Source organism: Paenibacillus sp. FSL M7-0896 (assembly GCF_037975415.1).
Lineage (GTDB): Bacteria > Bacillota > Bacilli > Paenibacillales > Paenibacillaceae > Paenibacillus_AQ > Paenibacillus_AQ silagei.
In genome coordinates this window covers 3794164-3815555 of record NZ_CP150250.1, presented here as the reverse complement: position 1 = coordinate 3815555, position 21392 = coordinate 3794164, and the positions used below count along the sequence as shown (strand labels likewise).

The following is a 21392-nucleotide window of genomic DNA, read 5'->3' as shown; positions in this document are numbered from 1 at the left end:
GGTGAATTCCGGCATGAACAGAAAGGTCAAGAGACGAAACAAGGGTCCGCTTGCCCGCGAGGCACAGGTGACCGGATGGCTTTTTATATCGCCAATGCTGCTCGGGTTCACGTTATTATTGTTATTTCCAATGGGGAAAGCGCTCTATATGAGCTTAAATGACTGGCCGCTGCTTGGCGGGCACCGGTTTGTCGGTCTGGATAATTACAAGGATATTGCGGTGGACCCGCTGTTCTGGAAGGTCTTCGGCAACACGGCTTATTTCACGCTGGGTCTGGTGCCGTTTAACATTGTGCTGGCTCTGATGCTGGCGCTGCTGTTATCCCGAAGCTTGAAGGGCATCGGCATCTTCCGCACCGCGATCTTCGTTCCCGTGATGACTTCGCTGATTGTATGGTCCATCGTCTGGAAGTATATGTTCGCCACCGATTCCGGGCTGATCAATCAGCTGCTGATGTTGTTCAACATTAAAGGAGCCGCCTGGCTGTATGATGAGAGACTGGCGATGCCAGCCGTTATTGTGACAAGTGTACTGAAGAACGTGGGCCTAAATATGGTGCTCTTCATCGCTGCGATCCAGCAGGTATCGCGTTCGTTATATGAGGCGGCTGAGCTGGACGGGGCAGGCAAGACCAAAACCTTTTTCAACGTGACCCTGCCTATGATTACGCCCACCGTATTTCTGACCGTGGTGATGACCGTAATCGGCTCGCTGAAGGTGTTCGGCCAGATCTATGTCATGACCCAGGGCGGACCGAGTAACAGCACCAAGGTGCTGGTCTATTACATCTGGGAAAAAGCGTTCAAGCTGTTCCAGATGGGCTACGCTTCGGCGCTGGCATTTGTGTTGTTCTTTGTCGTGTTGATCTTGACTCTGCTGCAGTGGCAGCTGCGAAAGAGGTGGGTATTCAATGAAGGCGACGCCTAACACCAGCAAAAGGCTGTCTGTAGCAGGAGTGTATGCTGCATTAACGGCGGTATCGCTGATTATGCTTGTTCCGTTTCTGTGGATGCTGTCCACTTCCTTCAAACGGCCGCAGGATATTTTCACCTACCCGCCGCAGTTGATTCCGCCGGTATTCCAGTTTCAGAATTATGTGGATGTCTTTACACTGATCCCGTTTCACCGCTTCTATTTTAACAGTGTCTATATCTCGTTTGTCGTCGTGGCGGGAACGGTATTTTTCGCTTCGCTGGCCGGTTATGCTTTTGCCAAAATTCCCTTCACAGGCAGAAATGCTGTGTTTCTGGTGCTGCTCAGCGCCATGATGATCCCGCATGAAGTGACGGCGATCCCGATGTTCCTGTTCATGCGCGACCTGGGCTGGATTGACACGCATCTGCCGCTGATTCTGCTGCCGATCTTCGGCGCAAGCGGCGTGTTCGGAATCTTCGTCATGCGGCAATTCTTCATTACTGTACCCACGGAGCTTGAGGAGGCGGCGATGATCGACGGCTGCAGCCGGTTCCGCATTTACTGGACAATTATGCTGCCGATTGCCCGTCCCGGCATGGCGACACTGACGATCTTCACGTTCGTGTCCATCTGGAATGAGTTCTTCGACCCGCTTATTTTCATTAATACGCGTGAGCTGATGACCTTGCCGCTGGGATTATCGTTGTTTACAGATGAAGTGGGCACTTCCTGGCATTACCTGATGAGCGCCACCGTCATGGCCATCGTGCCGCTGCTGATCGTCTTTTTCATGGCGCAGAAGCGGTTCATCGAGGGCGTAGCTATGACGGGGCTGAAGGAATAGCACACATAAAGGAGTGGATGATATGAATCCTGCAATAGAGGCAGATGTCGTTGTCGTGGGGGGAGGCCCGGCAGGAATCACGGCGGCCATTGCTGCCGGACGGCTGGGGGCGCAGACGGTGCTCATTGAACGTTACGGATTCGTGGGCGGGATGTCTACCGCTGCTATGGTCTATCCGTGGATGACCTTTCATACCGATAGCGGCGAGCAGGTTATCAAGGGCATCGCCCAGGAAATTGTAGACCGGCTGCAGGCAAACGGCGGTTCGCCGGGCCACCTGCGGGATACGGTCGGCTTCGTCCATACGCTGACGCCATACCATCCTGAGATTTATCAAGTGGTAGCTACAGATATGCTGCATGAAGCGGGAGTGAAGCTGCTTCTGCACAGCTTTGTGGATGAGGTGATGACCCGTGACGGCGTGATCGAACATGTGGTAGTGACTAATAAATCCGGGCGTACGCCTATCAAAGGGCGCATCTTCGTGGATTGCAGCGGAGATGCCGACGTAGCCAAGCTGTCCGGGGCCGAAACGCTGCAAGGCCGGGAGGGGGATAACCGTTCCCAGCCGATGACGATGAAGTTCAGAATGCGCGGCGTTGATCTGCACAAGGTCAAAGCGTATATGATCAGCCATCCCGAAGAGTTCTACAGCAAAACGCCGATTGCCGAGCTGCCGGACCTGCCATTGACCGGGGTAAGCGGATTCTACTCGCAATGGAAACGGGCCGAGGTGCCGATCAACCGTGACCAGGTGTTGTTCTTTGCCGGTCCGGCAGACGATGAGGTGTTGATCAACTGCACCCGTGTCCAGGGGCTGGACGCAACGAATGCGGAGGATCTGACCTTGGCGGAGCAGGAGGGCCGCAAGCAGGTGTTGCTCATGGCCGAGTTTCTGAAGCGCGATGTTCCGGGCTTCGAACGGGCCTCAATCTCAGCGGTTGCGCCGCAGATCGGCATCCGCGAATCGCGGCGGATCAAAGGCTACTACCAGCTGAGCAAGGAGGATGTCGTAGAAGGCCGCAAGTTCAGTGATGTCATTGCCCGCAGCGGCTACCCGATCGACATTCACGATCCGTCCGGCAAGGGGGTCACAGCCTCCTTCATCGCCGGAGACGGCGCGTACGATATTCCATACGGCTGTCTGCTATCCGCCAATGTGTCCAATCTGCTGGCCGCAGGCCGATGCATCTCGACCTCGCACGAAGCGCTAGCCACGACCCGGCTGACGCCAAGCTGCATGGCCACGGGTCAGGCGGCCGGAACAGCTGCGGCGCTCGCGGCGGCTGCCGGGGTGAAGCCGCAGGCGCTCGATATCCTTCAGCTGCAGGAGCAGCTGAAGCGGGATGGGGTAGTTTTATAGAGCTGCGGAGCGGGAATGTAATCGGAAAACCGATTACATTGGGCACTGGGATGGTTCGTAGGCGGAATGTAGTCGGAAAACCGATTACATTGGGCACTGGGATGGTTCGTAGGCGGAATGTAGTCGGAAAACCGACCACATTGGACACTGGGAGGGTTCGTGGGCGGAATGTAGTCGAAAAACCGACCACATTGGGCTAGTGCAGCGGCGTTTAGTTGCAGTATAATTATTATTTGCGACATAATAATTATTATGTTAACTTATTAACGATCATAAGAGTTAAAAACAATGATAAGTATATATTAATAAACCCCAAATCCGCCTTACAGCAGGTCTGGGGTTTATTTTCGTCTCACATAGCTCAAGCACCAAGCTCACGCTGCGCACTTACTTCAGCAAGCTCGCGGATGCGGAGTCTTTTATGAGCGGTAATCAGGAAAGGAAGGCCGAGCGCCGTGGTCAGCGCAAGCGGTACGAACACAGCGGGCCCGTTCAGAGCGCCGAACTGATCCAGCAGCAGTCCTCCGAGAATAGGTGCCATTACGCTGCCCAGATTATTGAAGCCGATCGTGCCGAAATAGGTGCCTTTCCACTCCGGCTTGGCAATCCGGTCGATCAGCATATCCATCATCGTGAAGAGCAGAACCTCCCCGACCGTGAACAGAACCACGCTGAACATCAGCAGGGGCACCCCTCCGGGCATTCCGAACAGCAGCAGACTAAGGGCTACGCAGACATTGCCCAGAATGAGCGGGATAATCGGCGCGAACTTGCTGGCTGTACGCACGATGGGATACTGTACGACCAGCACCGTGACTGCATTAAGCGACAGCATGTAAGAGAAGACTTGGCTGCCATTGCTGAAATGGGTGTTCATCGCCAGAAATTGCGCCAGTGTAGAGCTAAAGTGGCCATACCCGAGGACGCAGAAGATGGTTCCCAGCAGAACAGGCAGAAATACCTTATCCCTTCCGGTGACCGCGAGCGCATCCAGCAGCTTCGGCGTCCGCACTTCTCCATGAACAGGCAGGCTGGCACGGTGCACCGAGAATTGCAGGAACAGAACAAGTCCATAGGCGATATAGACAATCCCTGCGATCACGAACGGGAAGGTGGACTTGGCGGAGCCGAGCTGGAGGCCGATAATCGGGCCGAAGACCACACCCAGATTCACCGCGGCATACCGCAGATTGAAGACCAGCAGCTTTTGCTCCGGCGGGGTGATATCTGACAATAATGCCCGTGAAGTTGGTTCAAATACGGCGCGACACAGTCCATTGAGCGTGTTCACCAAGAAAAACACCCATAAATGCTGCGCTGCGGCGAAGCCGAAGAATACGCAGGCCCAGCCGAACACGGAGACCAGCATGACGATCCGGCGCCCGATCACATCCGAGATATAACCGCCGTAGAAGCTGATCATTACCCCTGCCAGCGAGCTGACGGCCACCGTGAACCCGGTTTGGGTAGCGGAAGCTCCAAGCACCTGCGTGAGATAGATCGAGAGAAAAGGAATGCTCATTGAAGTAACCAGCCGGCCGAACATCGTTCCAATGATGATGGTCCAGGCCAGCGGGTGAATGTGGCGCAGATGTTGTTTCATTTGAATCCCTGTCTCCTAGTCAATGGTTTGAATTTGAAGCATGCTTCTTAGCGAATGATTATGTATAATTGTATAGAACAAAGGGGGAAATAAAAGTGTAAGAATTACATGTCACTTTTCACCTTTTAAAAGGAGCTTGAGAACATGGATACCAGCAGTACACATTATCTTTGTTTGACCGCAGCCCTGGCTCCGGCATATAACCTCCAGCAGCCGATTCCGGTGACGATTGAGCAGTTGACAGGTATCCTGTGCTGCACACCGCGCAATGTGAAGTTTATTCTGCGGAAGCTGGAGGAGCAGCAGCTGATTGCCTGGATACCCGGAAGAGGGAGAGGAAATCGCTCGCAGATGACTTTTTTGCGTCATATAGATGAGGTGCTGGAGGAGAGATTTCAGGAGCTCGTCAGCAAAGGCCGGATTAAGCCTGCCATCGAATTGATTGGTCAATACCCGGTTAACGAGCCGCTCAAAGAACGCCTGCTGGCGGTTCTCGATAAGCAAATGGGCTTCTGGAGAGAACCCGGCTCCATATCCGGGCAGGAGGTGCTGCGAATCTCCCGTAACCGTGCGATGGAGAAGCTGGACCCGGCCACCGTATACACCGCTTTTGAGACCTATTTGCTGGGGCATGTTTGCAGTACCCTGATTACCTATGATGCACAGAACGAGGTTTTCCTGCCGGGGCTGGCCCACACGTGGGAGGCTAACGAGAGCAGTACAAGCTACCTGTTCTATCTCCGCAAGGGGGTGCGATTCCACCACGGCCGCATGATGACTTCAAGGGATGTAAAAGAAACCCTACAGCGTCTGATCGGGCTTAAAAGTCCGGCGATCTGTCATTTTGAGGATATCATTCATGTGGAGCTGGAGGGGGACTACGTTATACGGTTCGATCTGGTGCAGCCTAATTTCTTCTTCCTGCATCTGTTCAGCTCGATCTATATGTCGATTGTTCCATACGATGTGGATTTCGCTGTGCATCCTGTCGGCACGGGGCCTTATCAGGTAGTGGATCTGAGTCAGGATGTGCTTGTACTCGGTGCCTACGATTTCTACTATGGAATACGCCCTTTGCTGGACCGGGTCGAGATCTGGTACCTGCCGCATTTGGCCTCGGGGGTACGACAATATCAGCTGACGGGTGCCAGTACCAGTCTGAACAGCTTGCCGGCAGCGGAGGACGGGAGGAGTCATAATATCGATTATCCGGCTGTCGGGTGCAGATACATTCTGTTTAATTTTAGAAAAGAAGGCGTACACCATCATCCTGCAGTCCGGCAGGCCATGCGTATCCTCTATAATCAGCTTGCCCTGATTCGTGAGCTGGGAGGCAACCGGATTATGCCGGCAGACAGCTTCCTTCCCTGGCAGAGCAGCAAGTATGAGTTCGCTGAGCCGCAATTGGAGGAAGCGCGGGCGCTGCTTGAGGAAGGCGGATACAGAGGAGAGGCAGTTAAGTTGGCCTACCGGGCCTGTAAAGAGGATCAGGATGAGGCGAATTGGCTTCAGGAGCGCAGCAGGAAAATTGGATTACAGCTTGAGCTGTATCCTTTAGGGGATTATGATCTGCCGGACTTGGTGAACCAAGCGGATCTTGTGATCTGCGAAGAAGTACTGGAGGATGACTGGCAGTGGGGGATGATTAATTATTTTCGTAATGAGTCGAATTATCTGCATCACCTGCTGCTGGACAGCCAGAAATCTGAGCTCACAGAGGTGCTGAAGCCTTTCGCCCGGCTGGCCGCCGGGGAGAGGGCAGAGATACTGGAGCTGGCAGAAGGCAAGCTGCGTGATAACGATTGGGTACTGTATGGCTGTCATATGAATAAAAAAGCGCAATTAAGTCAGAATCTGTTCGGACTGGAGCCCGGCTCCTTCGGATTTTTGGATATCTCCAAGCTGTGGGTGAAATCGGGGTTTGAGTAGGCACAAAGAAACGGCTGCTCTCCTGAAGGGGGAGCAGGCCGTTTTTTTGTGCGTGATGCGGTTAGCGCTTAAGCCGTAGTTCAGACCGCTTGCTGCTGCTTGCCGTCACATTTCTTGCAGACCGTCAGCTTCTCACCCTCCGGGCCTTTGCCGAAATACAAAAGCTTAATCCGGGTGCTTCCGCAGATCGGACAGGTGCCCCTGGCCCGGGAGGGGGTACTGTAAAGTGCTTTACCGCGCTTATTCTTGGACATGTGAATTCCCACTTTCGTCTGTAATACTCTATCCTATGCCCGGGTGGCAGCGGCGATTCGACGGAGATGCATTTTTATTGCGGCATAAAGGAATCTAATGAATTGTTTGTTTACTCTATTGTATGAATCTGGTAAAGTGGTTTTATACTATAGAGCTTGGAGGAAACGTAGTGGTAAAAGCATTGAAATGGGTAGCCTACATAACTATTGCAGCAGCCTTCATTGGGGGGATCGTAGCAGGTAATATTTTTGCACCGGAGCCGGAATTTTCATTTGATGATAAGACATTTTCCTGGGGATTCATGGTAACATTCTGGGTTAGCGGCGCAGTCTCAAGCATCTTCATACTGGGATTCGCATCCTTGCTTCAGCATGTTGAGTACATGTCCGAAAGACTGTACAATTTGGAAGAGTTAACGCGGCGGCAGAAAGAACTAACCGAACGCGGATTAACCCAGTTCTCCCAATCTTCATAGACTAATAGGAAATGCCTTGCCTTGGACTAATCCATGCAGGGCATTTTTGCTATTTAGGAGCTGCTGGTCAATTATTCGAAGGAGGGCATTATGAAAAAGCTTGTAATCGTAAACGGAACCATGGGAGTCGGAAAAAGTACGATTGTCAGTAAGCTGTATAAAGAATTAGAACATTCCGTATGGCTTGATGGAGATTGGTGATGGTTAATGAACCCCTGGGAGGTTACCGAAGAGAACAAAACGATGGTAATGAATAACATCCATTATATGCTCAATCAGTACCTTGAGAATTCCATGTTCAAGTATGTCTTCTTCTCTTGGGTGATTCATAAGGAAAGCATATTCGATGAAATTCTTGCAGGCTTAAAAGGAAATGAATATGAGCTAATAAAAGTTACGTTAATGTGCTCTGAGGAAGAATTGATAAAGCGTATGCGTCAGGATGAGAGGAGCGAGAGTGAAATTGAAAATAGCATTAACAGGTTAGAGAATTACAAAGAAATGAATACACAAAAGCTGAATACGAACGGCAAGGAGATTGATGTCATCATAAAAGAGTTCCTACATATGATTGCTGGCGGGAATTAAAAAAGATAGCGATGAAGGCGCATAATAACATCGAAAAAACAGCGTATAACATAAATTATACGCTGTTTCACTTCTAAGGGACTTTTATATGACTTCTCGAACTAGTTGTCACCTTAAATCGAATGTTTTTGCTAGAATAATATATTAATAATGGGATTATTACCCATCCAAAAAGTTCATCTGTTCTTTCTCCTCTTCGGAGTGTGGAACCCATGCTATACTATCAAGTGGAAACGGCATTGAAAAACATACGCTGGAGGGAGTCCATTGATTCATAGCAGCAAGCAGCATAAATGGAGATCAGACAAACTGTCTCATCTGGGATCCTCGATCTTTGCCGAGGTGGCGGCATGGAAGTCAGAAGCCCGGCAATCGGGACTGGACATCATCGATCTTGGAATTGGCAGTCCGGACCGGGCGCCTCTGCCGGAGATCCGTCAGGCATTAAGTCAAGCAGTACTGCGGGAAGACAGTTATGCCTATCCGTCATCCAAGGGGAGTACAGCGCTGCGCAATCAGGCGGCGAGATGGATGCAGTGGCGATTTGGCGCGGAGGTAGACCCGGAGGAGGAAATTGTGTCCCTGATGGGTTCGCAGGACGGGCTGGCGCATCTGGCCCTGGCCATCTGCAATCCCGGTGATCTGGCGATTGTACCTGACCCTGGTTATCCCATTTATTCAGGAGCGCTCGCAATAGCGGGGGTTAGGTCTTGGCCGCTGCCGCTTCTAGAGGAGAATGCGTTCCGGCCGGATCTGGAGAGTATTCCTGATGAGGTCTGGCGGGAAGCATCTTTTATGCTGCTCAGCTTTCCCGGCAATCCGATTTCGGTTACTGTGGATCTGGCTTATATGGAGCGGCTCGTGGAGCTTGCCCGTAAGTGGGAGGTGCTGGTCGTGCATGATCTGGCGTATTCAGAGATGGGCTTCGATGGTTACTGGCCGATCAGCATCCTCCAGGTACCGGGGGCGCGGGATATCGCCGTTGAATTTCATTCCTTCTCCAAAAGCTTCAACATGGCCGGATGCCGCATCGGCTTCATGACAGGCAATGCTCAGGCCGTCGGGGCGCTGCGGGAGCTGAAAAGCAATGTGGATTACGGTGTCTTCGAGCCGATTCAAGAAGCTGCGGTTGTGGCGCTAGAGCAAGCGATGGACTCCGGGCCGGACCAAGGAGTGGCTGTACTGTATGAGAGGCGGCGGAATCTTCTGGTAGAGGCGCTGCAGCTTGAAGGGTGGGCAGTCCCCTCGCCGGAAGCTACTATGTTTATTTGGGCAAGGCTGCCGGATGCCTATGGGAATAAGGGTGAAGCCAGAAGCTCGCGCCGCTTCGCGCATGACCTGCTGCTGAGAACCGGAGTAGCGGTTATTCCGGGAGATGCTTTTGGCAGCCAGGGGGAAGGGTATGTGCGAATTGCACTGGTAGAGGAGGAAGAACGTCTGCTGGAAGCCGCCAGAAGGATCGGGGAGTTTCTGCGTTCGGGCAGGTGAGGTTGAGAAGTGCTGTTGAGTAACATAATCAACATTATGTTAACTTGTATAATTCGCTGATCTGAATTCGGGGTAATAAGGATCAACTACAGATTTTCAGGAGGTTGACCTTATGGGATTTAACATTGGAGGATTAGGCGATAAAATACAAGGAGTAGTCGGTTCCCTCAAAGAAGGCCGTGCCTACGAGCTGCTGCAGAAATTACCGCTAAACAAGCTGCCTTTCGAGCAACTTCTGCAGAAGCTGCCGCTGGAGCAACTGCTATCGAGTTCTTTTTTGCAAAAGTTCACTCCCTTCGAGTCCTTGAAGGATCTGCTGCAAAAAGGAGGATTCTCTGCCGGATCAGCAGAGGAGATAAAATCGCTCCCGTCGGATCAGCTCGATGAGCATGTAGCGAAGACGACTTCTTTTGGTTCACTGAAGGATATGCTGATCAAAGCAGCGGAGTTCTATTCCCAGCGGAAATAGACGGACCGCAGGTTGCTTCGAAGCAGGTAGTCTAAACCGCACTGCTGCCGGTTCCGGCAACCTCATATATGTAAGCAAGCCCGCACTGGAATTCTCCGGTACGGGCTTGCTTTATTTTTACATAGTTATATTCTAGTGACTTAGTCCTTCAACCATGCCGTTGCTAGCAGCAAAGCTCCTTGGTTAGCCTTAGTGTCAGCCAGCGCGTTCAGCATCACGAAATCGTGGATAATGCCCTGGAAGCGCACAGCCGTAACGGGAACGCCTGCTTCGCGAAGCTTATTCGCATAGGCCTCCCCTTCATCACGAAGCACATCGGCTTCACCTGTGATAATCAAGGCTTCCGGCAGACCGCTAAGCTGGTCCAGACTGGCCCGCAGCGGAGAGGCCGTAATCTGTGCCCGCTCCTCAGGATCGGTGGTATATTGATGCCAGAACCATTTCATGCCTTCGCGCTGGAGGAAATATCCTTCTGCGAACTGATGATACGATTCAGTATCGAAGGAAGCATCTGTAACCGGATAGAAAAGCAATTGCTTAGAGATGGCCGGACCGCTGCGTTCTTTAGCCATCAGGGTGATGGCAGCAGTCATGTTACCGCCGACACTGTCCCCGGCGACACTCAGCCTGGATGCATCCAGTCCGTACGTGGAGCCTTCACTAGCAATCCATTCCAGGACTGCGTAGATTTCTTCAATGGCCGTAGGATATTTGGCTTCCGGGGACAGGCTGTATTCCGGGAATACTATTGGCGTTTCGTAAAGAGCCCTTAAACCATTGGTAATAAAGGTTTTTTTCGAAGTTAATTACATGCAAAATCACTCGAAAATCACAACAGCCTCAAATTCTACAGTTTCAGAAGGTCGCCGAACTCAATATTCAGCTTGCTGGCATCGTCCTTTTTCATCTTGTTCGTGACATGTGTATAAATTCTAACGGTGGTTTTATCGTCTTCATGACCGACTCGTTTCATAATGTTCAGCAGATCGACACCAGCCTCGGTGAGCATACTGATGTGAGTGTGCCGAAAGATATGAGGCGTAGCATGTTTCTTGATGTTTGTATATTTTAAGAGCCGGGCCATTCGTTCGTTCACATCCATCGGATTATAAGGGTAGCCATTCGGCCTGCAGAACACAAAATTCTTTGTATGGTGCTCCCCAAACTGATCCTTGTACCTTTGATGGGTATATCGCTGCCGTTCCTGGTAAGTCTGTAGCAGCTTGATGATGGCCTGATCTAAATTGAATGTTCGTATGGACCCTTTAGTCTTAGGCGGCGTTAACTTATATTCCGTCATGTTGTTGTTCGGGTTGTACAGCGTTTTAGTAACTCGAAGCATGGTTGTCTCAAAATTAATGTCTGTCCACTTCAGGCCACATAGTTCGCCTGACCTAAGGCCGGAGAAGGCCAGGAGATAAAAGGTCTCCATGTCTCGTTCCAGTCCATGGTTCGTCGCAGCATCCAGGAAGATACGCAATTCTTCGCGCTCCAAGTAGGAAGCCTCGATGTCTTCCCCTTCAATCTCTTCAACGGTCAGCGGCTTGGATTTGATGATCGCACCTTTACTCGGGTTATCCTTCCTCAGTCCTTCCTTAACTGCCCATTCAAAAATCATATTTGCTGCGCTGTCTACGATTTTGATTGTATTGATCGCATAAGGTTTGTAGATGTACTGGCCGGGGTTCTCTTTGTCTTTGACTCTACGCCCTGCGGTGCTCATCTTATCAATCATGCCTTGGTACTGCTTCTTGGTTATTTTCGATATAGGCAAATCGCCAATGTATCCGTTTAGGAGCGTAATCCCTCGGTCCCGGACATCCATGGTAGAATCTTTGTCAATCTTCTTGCTATACTCCTCGCGCCATTCTGCAGCTGCTTCAGCCACCATAACCTTCTTAGCCTTCTTCATGTTAATTCCGGCTGCAAGGCGGTCATACTCTTCCTTACAGGCTGCCTTAACCTCGCCTATGGTGTCCCGCACCCGGGGAATCTGCGTCCGTTCACCGGTCACTGGATCGGGCGGACCCTCAATGACCAGACGCCACTTGTAGCCCTGTTTGTTGTTGGCGGGTATCTTCTTGGGGACGGGTACGGAGTTGCGCTCCTTTTTGGGCTTGATCATTGGGGGATCGCTCCTTTAGTTGGTTTTTCTATTTACGATTGCATAAAAGAGATTGAAAATAACCCAAAATCCTATAGATATTGAAGTGAAGATTACATAATTAGAGTTGAAACCACTAGAGATAAATTCTTTATACAGCCAGTAAGCTTGCGATAGGAATGGCATGCAAAGAGTAACGAAAAAACCTACGATTCCGGCGTTTGACAAGGCTATAATCAGAGACCAAATATATACTATTGATCCTAATACCCAATAGGAAAAGGCTAGTAAAATTCCCATTGATAAAATTAGGTTAACAAGAAAACCTCTCTTATCTTGATCATCGTTGACTTCTGTAGAAACATGAAGTTTAGTAGTTTTTAGATATGTTCTTTTTACTCGTTTGGAAAAAACAAAGTATGGTATCCAAATAGCAGCATAAATAACAGACCCGTATATTCCAGAATAAAGACCATAATCATCGTATATGATATCCCCCATATCACGTTCGATTGCAACTTTTAACGCAAATAAAGTTAGTTGTAATGCAACGTTGAGCGATATGTAGATGATGGATAATATTTTGAACTTAATGTTTTTTCGTATGCAGAAATACAAGATTGCCAAAGCGAGAAAAATAATCAATATTTGAGTCGATAGTTCAAATACAGAAGAAAAATGTATTAATTTATTATAGTATTCACTCTCTGGGGAAATGATCATTTTAAATCGTTCTGTGTTGAATAATAAAACATTATCATATGCGAACCTTATAGTTTTATATAAGAAGTACAATAGACCGAATACATAAAAATATAACCATCCACCAAACCCACACAAAGGTTCTTTGACAACCATTGCAGTCTGTGTCTTTGGCCTGTTTCTTCTAATCCTCTTCACAAAAATATCAACCAAGTATCCAATTAGCGCTGAAATACCTCCAAATCCAGCAACAAAAATAATAGCATTAAACGTATCTACTTGGTCTCCAAAATAAGAAGAATAAACAAATGCCCCAATCACCATTCCAAATATAGCAAAAATACCAACCATCCAATAATTCCCCTTATAATGCACATAGGCTGTGCTATTTTTCTATAAAAACCCTGTCAGAAATTATGCAATGAACTTATCATCCCCTTATCGTAATATAGTGTCATTCTGAAAAAAAAAGGAGAAACCCTACACCATGAAAATACTAGCAGTCAAACAAGAGGGACGCACCGGTGAAGATAGCGACTTCCGGGAACTGGACCTCATCGAAGAGATCAATGCGATCACCTTATCCCAACGCTCCAGTAACTCAGCCAAGATCCTGGCATTTGACACCAACGATGGAACCTACCTCCCGTTGACCACCCTGGCGGATATCGCCAAAATATGCGGTCACTATGGCTATGAGATGATGGGTGATGCAGTAGTTAACACCCGTAAAATAGCAAAAACAGAAACAGTTCGCAATAATGGGTCTATAGTTACATTTATCGGAGGCCGGAGAATAAAAGTAAAGAAACAGGTATAGTAGCGACTGAATAAGCCGAAGTCAACCCCTATAATGGTGCTATAGGGGGGTGACACAGGTTTATTTTTTTCGACATCAAATGACAGCATTTTCATGATATTATTTGATATAGTTTATGTATGTCCCACGAGTCATTTTGGTTTTGGTGCAAGCACGAAATATTGAATCCTTACGAAATATCGTAATTCCCGGTGGGAGTAGCAAAGCTACTCTGCTTACCGCCATTCCCATTCAAACAGGTCATCCACACTACAACGGAGGTGATAAGCGAACAACACAGCTCTTTTGATAGAGATGTTGTAAAATCTAAGGTTGCAGATTTCCGATATTCGCGGTTCACTCACTTCGGTAACGATTGACAACCATTTTTGGTCCTTGCCGATGCGAATCAGCAAATCGGGAATGCGGCAGCGCACGGGAACGGGTTCCATCGCACGGCCACCTTACTTTATATTTAATTTGAAATGCGTACAACCGTCTCATTGACTTAATCAGCAATACGCACAAGCTTCTCATTTACCGAACACTTGTTCTTGTGTTAAGATTGACAATATTCCGCCTCCAAGGATGGTGACATCTATGAAAGAAGAGTTTGTAATCTTGTGTGATGAGCTTGAAGAATTGGACGAGCAAGACGCTGAAGACGTTTATAGGTTTATGCGAAAATGTATAGAGGAATATGTTAGTCCTCAGCAACAATTCTGATCATTTTTTCCAATACTTCTTTCTTATGCGGATCGCTAAGGTCAATTTTATATTTATTCACCATCTCTTTAATCACATATTCTGTGTAGTCAGCTTTATAAATAGATGGTGAATCCCCTAAATCGCCTTCCTTTATGTCTGTTCTTCCTAGTAAATAATCTGTTGATACATTGTAAAATTCTGCAAATTTATTAAGCGTTTCGTTGTCTGGCTCCCTAGATCCATTTTCATATCCCGAATAAGTGGTTCTTGCCATCTTTAACTTTTGAGACAATTCCTTTTGTGTTAACTTCTTTTCTTTGCGCAACAACGACAACCTCTCGCTAAGCACCGAATCACCTCATTTCTATAATTCATTATACCGACGCAAATTGAATCATAAAATAAACTCTTCAAATCTCGTCAAAAAGGTAAAAATACGTGTTGACATGACGCAAAACGAGTCATATAATAAAGACATCCCCACAGGACGCAAAACGAGTCAAGGAGGTGTGCATCATGCGTCATTGGTTGGTACAGTTCAGAAAAACTAAGGGTTTAACGCAGCAGCAGGTTGCTGAAATTACTGGAATATCTAGGAGCTATTATGCTGATATTGAGCAAGGCACCAAGGGGGCCAGTGGAAAAGCAGCTAAGCTGATTGCAAATGCACTTGGTTTTGATATGAACCTTTTTTTTGCAGATGTTGGACGCAAAACGAGTCAGAAACAGGAGGTGATCTAAATGGCCGTAGTCGTGATGGACAGCGAGGACCTAGCCGCCCTGATCCGTCAGGTGGTGGTGGATACCATCGAAACGCACGCGGTGAAAGTGGAAACCGAGCTAAAACCTTTCCTAAGCCGGACCGAGTTCATGAGGCTAATGGATATCGGGGAAAGCAAGACAGCAGAGTTGTTCAACCGGCCGGACTTTCCAGTAACGAGAGAATTCGGTCATCCGAGAGTTATGACAAAGCTGCTGCTGCAATGGGCTGAAGAAAATACCGAGTGGGTGAGCAAGAATGCCGGAGTTGGATGGAACGCAAGGAAAGCAAGATGAGGGAAACCCGCCGAGCATGTACACACTGCGGCGGGCTGGGGAAAACGTGTGGGGGATAAGGGTTGGTGACCTCTTATCTAAAGAATAGCATAGAGGTCGCCCTTGTCCCATGAGAATACGGCATATGCAAAAATCTCATGAAGGGAGGGTTGACGATGGTAGTCGGATCAATTATGCGCGCATGCCGAGAAAGAGCGGGACTCACGCAGGAAGATATGGGCGAAGAGATGCAGATGGATCAGGCGACAATCAGCCGAATTGAAAACGGACGCCAGACGCCGGATGTATCCACATTCAAGGAATGGGTAGACAAGACGCAATCACAGGAAGTCATGGTTGCTTACTTTTACGGCATTGAAGGCATCAAAATCATACAGCACATAATGAATCAATCACAGGAAGTGAGGGCTTAACAGATGGAATACGATTTCAGAGCAGCGCGGGATGAAATTACCCGGACCGTTAGAATCTACCGGGCGTTGAACGCTAAGGGGATGCTAACACCTGAGTTAGATGCATCGCTGAAATACAAGACGTTCACCTTAGAACGTGAGATTGCAGAGGCCAGACATAAAAAAATAGCCGCCGGGCATGGCAGCCATTTCTTCGGATCAGTAAATTTTCTTAACCCAATTATACCTGAGTCGGAGCAGGTGAGCAAGGCATGACAGAACAGGATATCAAAGATTTCGCCGTAGCACTGGCCCACGAGTACGTGAGGGTCCGGCAGGAGTGGTTTGACGCAATATTCAAAGTAAATGATACCCGGTGGGACCGTGATAAGGAAATCTGGCATTACATGATCGCCCTGGAGCTGAAGGAAAAGACACAAGCCAAATGGGATCAAATGTTCCGGGTATGCGAGGAACTGCTGCCCAAAGAGATTAAAAACGCATTTGAAGCTGAGCTATCCCAAATCGAAATGAGGAGGTTTAGACCATGAGCATGGTAGCCATCCACAAGATTCATCGTCAGTTGGCCTTTTACACGCTGATGTGCACGGACGTCAAAGGGAACATGATCATCGGAGAAGCCGAGATGAAACTGATCATGCCGCTATTGAAGGATAATCTGCTGCTGGTGTTCAACAACGACTCGCTTAAGGCCCTGTCCTTCATGGCCTACGAGATGGGCGACACCGAATGGCACATGGACATATGCGAGAAACTGGACGCACTGGAGGCGAGCTTACTATGAATGACGAGGAGCTGCAGGAGCAAGAAGAGCACGAGGAACTGGCCGAATGGTGGCCGACACTGACGGAGCAATACGAATACAACGGCATGAGCATCAGCGACTTTATCTAAGGGGTGAGCGTGATGGACAAAAATACTTACATTGAATATCTGCGCAATCAAGCGTACTGGATGGAGCAATATGCGAAGGACCTGGAGAACGGAGAAGGCCAGAATAGCTGGTGGACGGTTGACTTCCCGGTATTCCGACCGGATGAACTTCAAGAGGAGGCGAAAGCGCAATGAGAACAAACCGATTAGTCAGTACTCTTGAAATGTCCCATGATGATTGGCTGCAATGGCGCCGTACCGGGCTTGGTGGGTCGGACATCGCCGCCATCTGCGGGCTAAGCCGTTACAAGTCTCCCATGGAGGTGTACCTGGATAAGCTCGGGGAGATCCCGCCGATCGAGGACAATCCAAAAATGAAGGCTGGACGCATCTTGGAGCCGGTGGTCGCGGATTGGTTCGCGGAAGAGACCGGGATGAAGGTTATTCGGCAGAACGCTATCTTCCAACATCCCCGACACCCGCACATGCTGGCAAACATCGACAGATGGCTACCAGGACAGAACGCCGGGCTTGAATGCAAGAACACCGGGGAGTATGCAAAAGGGGACTGGGAAGGCACTACAGCCCCTACAGAGTACATCCTGCAAGCGAATCACTACATGGCCGTCACGAATGCGGACCGCTGGTACATCGCGGTACTGATAGGCGGCTGGGACTTTCAATGGAGAGTCATTGAGCGTGACGAAGAACTCATTAAAAACTTGATTACTATAGAAGAAGAATTTTGGACCAACAACATTTTAGCACAGCAGCCACCAGCGCTCAGTCATCAGGACACGAATTATCTGAAGACCACTTACAAAGACAGTGTTGCCGATTCAACGGTAGATTTACCCGAAGAGGCTTATCCCATCATAAAGTCTCTTGCAGAGGCCCGGCAGCTAATCAAAGTAGCCGAGATGCAGGAAGAGACAGCGAAGAACCAGATCAAAGGCATTATGCAGAACAAGGAACAGGCTTACTGGCAAGGCGACCTTAAATTTACGTGGAAAGCAAATAAAAAAGGCATCCGGTCCTTCCGGGTGATCGGAGGAGACGAATAATGGCAGTAGATCCGAAGGTAGTTAATCAGAAAGACCTTGGTGCTCAACTGGCAGCAAAGGCTGGAGCTCAACCTCCGGCCGAGAAGCCAAAGACGGTGTTTGATCTTATCCAATCAATGGAGAAAGAGTTCAAGCGCGCTTTACCTGAACATGTAGGCGTTGAACGATTTGTCCGCGTGGCAATTACCGTAGTGAGAACAAACCCGAAACTAATGAAATGTGACGGAATGAGCATCGTAGCGGCTCTGATGCAATCTGCTCAACTTGGGTTGGAGCCAAACACCCCTTTAAAAGAAGCGCATATCATTCCCTATAAAAATAAGAGAGTAGTAGACGGCCGCGATACTTGGGTGGATGAAGCGCAGTTCCAGCCAGGATACCGGGGAATTGCGAAACTGGTATGGAATAGCGGCCTGGTTTCTGAACTGGAGTTTGACACGATTTGCGAGAATGACACTGTTGTTTACGAGAAAGGAAACAACGGAACATTCAAGCACACTCCAAATTTCAAAGGGGACCGTGGCGAACCATACGCTTACTATGCCTATGCAGTAATGAAAGGCGGCGGGTTTGTTTGCACGGTTATGAGCAAGGATGCGGTTTTAAAACATGCTCTGAAATTTTCTAAATCACAGAAAAATAAAGAATTGTATGGTCCTTGGAAAGATGATTTTGATTCTATGGCACTGAAGACCGTTCTGATGGCCTTGTGTGATAAAAAGCTTCCAAAGAGCACGACACAAGAATCTGTAAATCTGCAAAGGGCTATCTCTTCAGATGGAACAATTAAGCGCGAAGTGGCAGACGACATGAGTGAGGTTATCGACGTTACTGATTTTTCAGCACAGGGTTACGAACCGGAAGTTACCGAAGGGCAAGAAGAATTACCGCTTACTGAATAGGAGGCGACATCATGCCAGCATACAGCAAGGCACAGCAGCTATACAACAAGCGCCAGACGCTCACAGCGAAGCAACGCGGGGCAATCAGTAATGAAGTGTACGCCGAAGCAGAAGAACGCGCTGACGGATGTTGTGAGAGCTGCAAACGTGGCGACCCACTCCAGGCAGCGCACCTCATGCGGCGCTGGAAGATCCCGCGAACGACAGCCAAGGACATTGCAATGCTCTGCGCGGACTGTCATTTTTGGGGCGATAACACGAAGGAAGGCCGCGAGTGGCTGGAGGAATACAGACAGAAGCTTTATCAGGCGGGGTGAGATTATGGACTTCATAGAGGAAATGCAATCATTCACGATTTGGCTAGAAACAAATCCGTTGGAACCATCAGCACAAACTTTGTGGATGCACCTTATGGTGTTAGCAAATAAGAGCGGATATCCAGAGTGGTTTGCCGTGCGAAATCCCCTGTTACAGGCGAAGGTTGGCATTTCCGAAAACACCTTGAAGAAGCACAGGAACATCTTAATTCAAAAATGCAGGATTGAATACAAGGACATGGGGAAGCAGCAGGCAGGAAAGTATCGCATGTTAAGTCTTACCGCAAATATTGCGGTAAACCCTGCGGTAAATTGTGCGGTAAGCTATGCGGTAAAAGGTGCGGTAAACCCTGCGGTAAGCGATCCCTTATATAAAGATTTTAAAGACTTTAAAGATTTTAAATCTACTGCTACTGCTGCTACTATCCGCGAGGAGACATTTGCCAAAGCCCATGAACGAGTCTGGAAGAGGTCACTTACACCTTTTCAAAACGATCACCTGGGAAAATACCTCGACGATGATCATTTCGAGGAATCGGTGATCATACGGGCCATCGAAAGGGCAGCGCTAAACGGAACGGGGTACAAATTCGGCCTTATCACCAAGATTTTAAACGACTACGCTGCATCCGGGGCCAAGACGCTGATGGCTGCCGAGGCGCTTGACGAACAGTTTGAGGCTGCCAAGGCTGGCACCAGCCGCATATACCCGGCCCGGGACTCGAACGTGAGCCGCCGGCAGCGAGACCTTGATGACTTAGAAAAACGCCTAGAGGAGGCTAAGAAACGTGAACGAAGCGGAAGTAATTATGCTGCTGCAGGAGATACGCAAGGAATACGAATGGGTGGATACCAGTGACCGGGAAATCGCACGATTGCTGAGATACCTGGATGACATCCCTTACGAAATTGCTCAGTCCAACGTGGTTCAGCACATCAAAACCAACCCCAAGCGGGCGCCGAAGATCGCAGAGATCCGGGGAACCTGGGGGGAAGAACAAGACCACATCCGCCTGAAAGAGCAGACCGCCGAGCTACTGGCCCAGCGAGAACAGGCAGAGAAAAACATCAAGCTCCCGCCGGCGGGGCAGAAGGAGGCACTGTATGCAAGACTGGGCATCACACCAAGAACTGCCGAATAGCCTTGAGGCCGAAGTAACGATCATCGGATCGCTGCTGATCGACAAGACCGGAGACGCAGCCAACGCAGCCTCCACCATCAACCCGGATGCCTTTTACGATCCTCGTCACCGGGCGATATTCAGCGCAATGATCACACTGCAGCAGGCTGGAGAGCCGATAGAACTTGCTTCGCTGGCAGCCAAACTCAACCACAGTAAGCAGCTGGAAGAGATCGGCGGGGTCAGCTACCTTACCAAAATCGCCCGTCACATCGACACCCCGGCCACCATCGGGCACTATATCACGCTGCTCAAGCAAAAGCACACGCTGCGGCAGGCGATCCAGCAATCGGATGAGCTCAAGATGCTGGCCTACAGCAGTGACGATGTGAATCAAGTTGCAGCTAAGGTGCAGGAGACCGCGTCACTGATCACGGACCAGACGATTACACAGCAAGGGTTTCAGCCGATCAAGGATGTTGCAATGGAGACGTTCCAGGAAGCTGAGAACCGGGCGTTCAACAAAAAAAACGGAGTGTCCAACGGACTACCTACCGGATTTACCGACCTTGACCGCATGCTGGGGGGGCTCAGAAAGCAAGACCTGATCATCGTAGCCGCCCGGCCATCTGTCGGGAAGACAGCATTTGCTCTGAATGTCGGTCAGAATGTGGCAGGAATCACCGATGAGACGGTAGGCATCATCAGCCTTGAGATGTCAGCTCCACAGTTGGTGCAGCGTATGATCTGTGCTGAAGTGAACCTGGATGCCACCATCATGCGGAACGGAGATTTCCAGACAGATGATGACTGGGGGAAGCTCACTCTAGGCATTGCAGCGCTGGCGGAGCGAAAAATATTCTTCGACGATAGCCCGGGAACCACAGTTTTGCAGATTGCATCGAAGTGCCGGCGGTTGAAACGGCAACATGGTCTTGGATTGATCATCATCGACTATCTGCAGCTGATCTCCGGCAGTGGCAAGGCTGGATCAAACCGGCAGCAGGAAGTATCCGAGATATCCCGGACGCTCAAACAACTGGCCCGGGAACTGGATATACCAATCATCGCCTTATCGCAGCTTAGCCGCGGGGTAGAGCAGCGCCAGGATAAACGTCCGATGATGTCAGACCTTCGGGAGTCCGGAGCCATAGAGCAAGACGCAGATATCGTGTCCTTCCTGTACCGCGATGACTACTACGATCAGCAGACAGAGAGAAAGAACATCATCGAAATTATAATCGCAAAGCAGCGGAACGGTCCGGTCGGAACGGTGGAACTGGTGTTCCTGAAGAATTTTAATAAGTTCGTTAATCGCGAGTTTTATCAAGAACAACCGACGCCTCACCCGGACATTGACAATAGACGCTGGTCAAAATGAGGAGGAAACGAGCATGAAGAAC

General features: G+C 49.4%; 28 protein-coding genes and 1 pseudogene. 23 read left to right on the top strand and 6 right to left on the bottom strand.

The genetic code is table 11. From position 1 onward, the window contains the following. The first annotated feature begins 13 nt into the window (after positions 1–13). From MKY12_RS16280 to MKY12_RS16265, 4 genes are read left to right on the top strand one after another with little or no spacing between them, the layout of a single operon-like run. Positions 14–928: a sugar ABC transporter permease gene (locus tag MKY12_RS16280; protein WP_036726527.1), complete on the top strand. Its 915-nt coding sequence runs from the start codon at positions 14–16 to the stop codon at positions 926–928. Beyond that, the gene (locus MKY12_RS16275) at positions 912–1760 is read left to right on the top strand and encodes a carbohydrate ABC transporter permease (protein WP_339314711.1); all 849 of its coding nucleotides are present in this window, start codon (positions 912–914) and stop codon (positions 1758–1760) included. Before MKY12_RS16280 ends, MKY12_RS16275 begins: the two co-directional genes overlap by 17 nt. A 13-nt stretch (positions 1761–1773) precedes the next feature. Further along, the gene (locus MKY12_RS16270; RefSeq protein WP_339248844.1) at positions 1774–3123 is read left to right on the top strand and encodes an FAD-dependent oxidoreductase; all 1350 of its coding nucleotides are present in this window, start codon (positions 1774–1776) and stop codon (positions 3121–3123) included. Between the two features lie 38 nt (positions 3124–3161). Further along, on the top strand, positions 3162–3323 hold the full coding sequence (locus tag MKY12_RS16265; RefSeq protein WP_339314709.1) for a hypothetical protein: 162 nt from the start codon (positions 3162–3164) through the stop codon (positions 3321–3323). A 161-nt stretch (positions 3324–3484) separates the two neighbouring features. On the opposite strand, the gene MKY12_RS16260 is transcribed toward MKY12_RS16265, so the two are convergent. Next, positions 3485–4726: an MFS transporter gene (locus MKY12_RS16260; RefSeq protein ID WP_339248843.1), complete on the bottom strand. Its 1242-nt coding sequence runs from the start codon at positions 4724–4726 to the stop codon at positions 3485–3487. A 144-nt stretch (positions 4727–4870) separates the two neighbouring features. Between MKY12_RS16260 and MKY12_RS16255 the strand changes: the two genes are divergently transcribed. Beyond that, the gene (locus tag MKY12_RS16255) at positions 4871–6655 is read left to right on the top strand and encodes an ABC transporter substrate-binding protein (RefSeq protein ID WP_339314707.1); all 1785 of its coding nucleotides are present in this window, start codon (positions 4871–4873) and stop codon (positions 6653–6655) included. Positions 6656–6735: 80 nt separating this feature from the next. Here the strand turns inward: MKY12_RS16255 and MKY12_RS16250 are convergent, their stop codons facing one another. Beyond that, on the bottom strand, positions 6736–6909 hold the full coding sequence (locus tag MKY12_RS16250) for a hypothetical protein (protein WP_209873793.1): 174 nt from the start codon (positions 6907–6909) through the stop codon (positions 6736–6738). A gap of 122 nt (positions 6910–7031) precedes the next feature. Between MKY12_RS16250 and MKY12_RS16245 the strand changes: the two genes are divergently transcribed. The 4 genes from MKY12_RS16245 to MKY12_RS16230 all read left to right on the top strand — a co-directional run bounded on the left by MKY12_RS16245 (position 7032) and on the right by MKY12_RS16230 (position 9930). Next, entirely contained in the window at positions 7032–7385 is a 354-nt protein-coding gene (locus tag MKY12_RS16245) for a hypothetical protein (RefSeq protein WP_209873795.1), read from the top strand. 207 nt (positions 7386–7592) lie between these two features. After that, positions 7593–7973: an AAA family ATPase gene (locus MKY12_RS16240; RefSeq protein WP_339314705.1), complete on the top strand. Its 381-nt coding sequence runs from the start codon at positions 7593–7595 to the stop codon at positions 7971–7973. 267 nt (positions 7974–8240) lie between these two features. Further along, positions 8241–9461 (top strand): aminotransferase class I/II-fold pyridoxal phosphate-dependent enzyme, encoded by a 1221-nt coding sequence (locus MKY12_RS16235; protein ID WP_339314703.1) that lies wholly within the window; start codon positions 8241–8243, stop codon positions 9459–9461. A 112-nt stretch (positions 9462–9573) separates the two neighbouring features. Further along, positions 9574–9930 (top strand): hypothetical protein, encoded by a 357-nt coding sequence (locus tag MKY12_RS16230; protein ID WP_339314701.1) that lies wholly within the window; start codon positions 9574–9576, stop codon positions 9928–9930. Positions 9931–10070: 140 nt separating this feature from the next. On the opposite strand, the pseudogene MKY12_RS16225 reads toward MKY12_RS16230, so the two are convergent. From MKY12_RS16225 to MKY12_RS16215, 3 genes and pseudogenes are all read right to left on the bottom strand, one after another. Beyond that, positions 10071–10679 (bottom strand): annotated as a pseudogene (locus MKY12_RS16225) (alpha/beta hydrolase); the annotation flags it as partial. Between the two features lie 98 nt (positions 10680–10777). Next, on the bottom strand, positions 10778–12055 hold the full coding sequence (locus MKY12_RS16220; RefSeq protein ID WP_339314699.1) for a site-specific integrase: 1278 nt from the start codon (positions 12053–12055) through the stop codon (positions 10778–10780). A 15-nt stretch (positions 12056–12070) separates the two neighbouring features. Beyond that, positions 12071–13087 carry a DUF2569 family protein gene (locus MKY12_RS16215; protein WP_339314697.1) on the bottom strand — a complete coding sequence of 339 codons (1017 nt, stop codon included), beginning with the start codon at positions 13085–13087 and terminating at the stop codon, positions 12071–12073. A gap of 136 nt (positions 13088–13223) precedes the next feature. On the opposite strand from MKY12_RS16215, the gene MKY12_RS16210 reads away from it, so the two are divergent. Then, entirely contained in the window at positions 13224–13556 is a 333-nt protein-coding gene (locus tag MKY12_RS16210; RefSeq protein ID WP_339314695.1) for a hypothetical protein, read from the top strand. Positions 13557–14238: 682 nt separating this feature from the next. Here MKY12_RS16210 and MKY12_RS16205 read toward each other — a convergent pair. After that, complete coding sequence (locus tag MKY12_RS16205; protein ID WP_339314693.1) at positions 14239–14592, bottom strand: helix-turn-helix transcriptional regulator; 354 nt, start codon at positions 14590–14592, stop codon at positions 14239–14241. A 167-nt stretch (positions 14593–14759) separates the two neighbouring features. Here MKY12_RS16205 and MKY12_RS16200 point away from each other — a divergent pair, with 167 nt between their 5' ends. The 13 genes from MKY12_RS16200 to dnaB all read left to right on the top strand — a co-directional run bounded on the left by MKY12_RS16200 (position 14760) and on the right by dnaB (position 21370). Further along, positions 14760–14984 carry a helix-turn-helix transcriptional regulator gene (locus MKY12_RS16200; protein WP_339314691.1) on the top strand — a complete coding sequence of 75 codons (225 nt, stop codon included), beginning with the start codon at positions 14760–14762 and terminating at the stop codon, positions 14982–14984. Beyond that, positions 14985–15299 carry a DNA-binding protein gene (locus MKY12_RS16195; RefSeq protein WP_339314689.1) on the top strand — a complete coding sequence of 105 codons (315 nt, stop codon included), beginning with the start codon at positions 14985–14987 and terminating at the stop codon, positions 15297–15299. It begins immediately after the preceding gene. Between the two features lie 155 nt (positions 15300–15454). Beyond that, positions 15455–15712: a helix-turn-helix transcriptional regulator gene (locus MKY12_RS16190; protein WP_339314687.1), complete on the top strand. Its 258-nt coding sequence runs from the start codon at positions 15455–15457 to the stop codon at positions 15710–15712. 3 nt (positions 15713–15715) lie between these two features. Continuing rightward, positions 15716–15967 (top strand): hypothetical protein, encoded by a 252-nt coding sequence (locus tag MKY12_RS16185; RefSeq protein ID WP_339314685.1) that lies wholly within the window; start codon positions 15716–15718, stop codon positions 15965–15967. Next, the gene (locus MKY12_RS16180; protein WP_339314683.1) at positions 15964–16242 is read left to right on the top strand and encodes a hypothetical protein; all 279 of its coding nucleotides are present in this window, start codon (positions 15964–15966) and stop codon (positions 16240–16242) included. The genes MKY12_RS16185 and MKY12_RS16180 overlap by 4 nt, the downstream gene beginning before the upstream one ends. Then, on the top strand, positions 16239–16496 hold the full coding sequence (locus MKY12_RS16175; RefSeq protein ID WP_339314681.1) for a hypothetical protein: 258 nt from the start codon (positions 16239–16241) through the stop codon (positions 16494–16496). Before MKY12_RS16180 ends, MKY12_RS16175 begins: the two co-directional genes overlap by 4 nt. 122 nt (positions 16497–16618) lie before the next feature. After that, positions 16619–16780, top strand: coding sequence for a hypothetical protein (locus MKY12_RS16170; protein ID WP_339314679.1), 162 nt, complete (start codon positions 16619–16621; stop codon positions 16778–16780). Beyond that, complete coding sequence (locus MKY12_RS16165; RefSeq protein ID WP_339314677.1) at positions 16777–17649, top strand: YqaJ viral recombinase family protein; 873 nt, start codon at positions 16777–16779, stop codon at positions 17647–17649. The genes MKY12_RS16170 and MKY12_RS16165 overlap by 4 nt, the downstream gene beginning before the upstream one ends. Beyond that, positions 17649–18551: a recombinase RecT gene (locus MKY12_RS16160; protein ID WP_339314675.1), complete on the top strand. Its 903-nt coding sequence runs from the start codon at positions 17649–17651 to the stop codon at positions 18549–18551. The genes MKY12_RS16165 and MKY12_RS16160 overlap by 1 nt, the downstream gene beginning before the upstream one ends. An 11-nt stretch (positions 18552–18562) precedes the next feature. Beyond that, on the top strand, positions 18563–18868 hold the full coding sequence (locus MKY12_RS16155) for a hypothetical protein (protein ID WP_339314673.1): 306 nt from the start codon (positions 18563–18565) through the stop codon (positions 18866–18868). A 4-nt stretch (positions 18869–18872) separates the two neighbouring features. Then, the gene (locus MKY12_RS16150; protein ID WP_339314671.1) at positions 18873–19727 is read left to right on the top strand and encodes a DnaD domain protein; all 855 of its coding nucleotides are present in this window, start codon (positions 18873–18875) and stop codon (positions 19725–19727) included. Next, positions 19657–20010: a hypothetical protein gene (locus MKY12_RS16145; protein ID WP_339314669.1), complete on the top strand. Its 354-nt coding sequence runs from the start codon at positions 19657–19659 to the stop codon at positions 20008–20010. The genes MKY12_RS16150 and MKY12_RS16145 overlap by 71 nt, the downstream gene beginning before the upstream one ends. Further along, complete coding sequence (gene dnaB, locus MKY12_RS16140) at positions 19973–21370, top strand: replicative DNA helicase (RefSeq protein ID WP_339314667.1); 1398 nt, start codon at positions 19973–19975, stop codon at positions 21368–21370. Before MKY12_RS16145 ends, dnaB begins: the two co-directional genes overlap by 38 nt. The last annotated feature ends 22 nt before the right edge of the window (positions 21371–21392 follow it).

Coding starts and splice junctions, on each gene's coding strand:
- MKY12_RS16170 (WP_339314679.1), top strand. CDS start 16,619: ATGGACAAAAATACTTACATTGAATATCTGCGCAATCAAGCGTACTGG.
- MKY12_RS16240 (WP_339314705.1), top strand. CDS start 7,593: ATGAACCCCTGGGAGGTTACCGAAGAGAACAAAACGATGGTAATGAAT.
- MKY12_RS16175 (WP_339314681.1), top strand. CDS start 16,239: ATGAGCATGGTAGCCATCCACAAGATTCATCGTCAGTTGGCCTTTTAC.
- MKY12_RS16165 (WP_339314677.1), top strand. CDS start 16,777: ATGAGAACAAACCGATTAGTCAGTACTCTTGAAATGTCCCATGATGAT.
- MKY12_RS16195 (WP_339314689.1), top strand. CDS start 14,985: ATGGCCGTAGTCGTGATGGACAGCGAGGACCTAGCCGCCCTGATCCGT.
- MKY12_RS16280 (WP_036726527.1), top strand. CDS start 14: ATGAACAGAAAGGTCAAGAGACGAAACAAGGGTCCGCTTGCCCGCGAG.
- MKY12_RS16150 (WP_339314671.1), top strand. CDS start 18,873: ATGGACTTCATAGAGGAAATGCAATCATTCACGATTTGGCTAGAAACA.
- MKY12_RS16180 (WP_339314683.1), top strand. CDS start 15,964: ATGACAGAACAGGATATCAAAGATTTCGCCGTAGCACTGGCCCACGAG.
- MKY12_RS16210 (WP_339314695.1), top strand. CDS start 13,224: ATGAAAATACTAGCAGTCAAACAAGAGGGACGCACCGGTGAAGATAGC.
- MKY12_RS16190 (WP_339314687.1), top strand. CDS start 15,455: ATGGTAGTCGGATCAATTATGCGCGCATGCCGAGAAAGAGCGGGACTC.
- MKY12_RS16160 (WP_339314675.1), top strand. CDS start 17,649: ATGGCAGTAGATCCGAAGGTAGTTAATCAGAAAGACCTTGGTGCTCAA.
- MKY12_RS16250 (WP_209873793.1), bottom strand. CDS start 6,909: ATGTCCAAGAATAAGCGCGGTAAAGCACTTTACAGTACCCCCTCCCGG.
- MKY12_RS16275 (WP_339314711.1), top strand. CDS start 912: ATGAAGGCGACGCCTAACACCAGCAAAAGGCTGTCTGTAGCAGGAGTG.
- MKY12_RS16255 (WP_339314707.1), top strand. CDS start 4,871: ATGGATACCAGCAGTACACATTATCTTTGTTTGACCGCAGCCCTGGCT.
- MKY12_RS16185 (WP_339314685.1), top strand. CDS start 15,716: ATGGAATACGATTTCAGAGCAGCGCGGGATGAAATTACCCGGACCGTT.
- MKY12_RS16215 (WP_339314697.1), bottom strand. CDS start 13,087: ATGGTTGGTATTTTTGCTATATTTGGAATGGTGATTGGGGCATTTGTT.
- MKY12_RS16155 (WP_339314673.1), top strand. CDS start 18,563: ATGCCAGCATACAGCAAGGCACAGCAGCTATACAACAAGCGCCAGACG.
- dnaB (WP_339314667.1), top strand. CDS start 19,973: ATGCAAGACTGGGCATCACACCAAGAACTGCCGAATAGCCTTGAGGCC.
- MKY12_RS16260 (WP_339248843.1), bottom strand. CDS start 4,726: ATGAAACAACATCTGCGCCACATTCACCCGCTGGCCTGGACCATCATC.
- MKY12_RS16245 (WP_209873795.1), top strand. CDS start 7,032: ATGAATCTGGTAAAGTGGTTTTATACTATAGAGCTTGGAGGAAACGTA.
- MKY12_RS16220 (WP_339314699.1), bottom strand. CDS start 12,055: ATGATCAAGCCCAAAAAGGAGCGCAACTCCGTACCCGTCCCCAAGAAG.
- MKY12_RS16200 (WP_339314691.1), top strand. CDS start 14,760: ATGCGTCATTGGTTGGTACAGTTCAGAAAAACTAAGGGTTTAACGCAG.
- MKY12_RS16230 (WP_339314701.1), top strand. CDS start 9,574: ATGGGATTTAACATTGGAGGATTAGGCGATAAAATACAAGGAGTAGTC.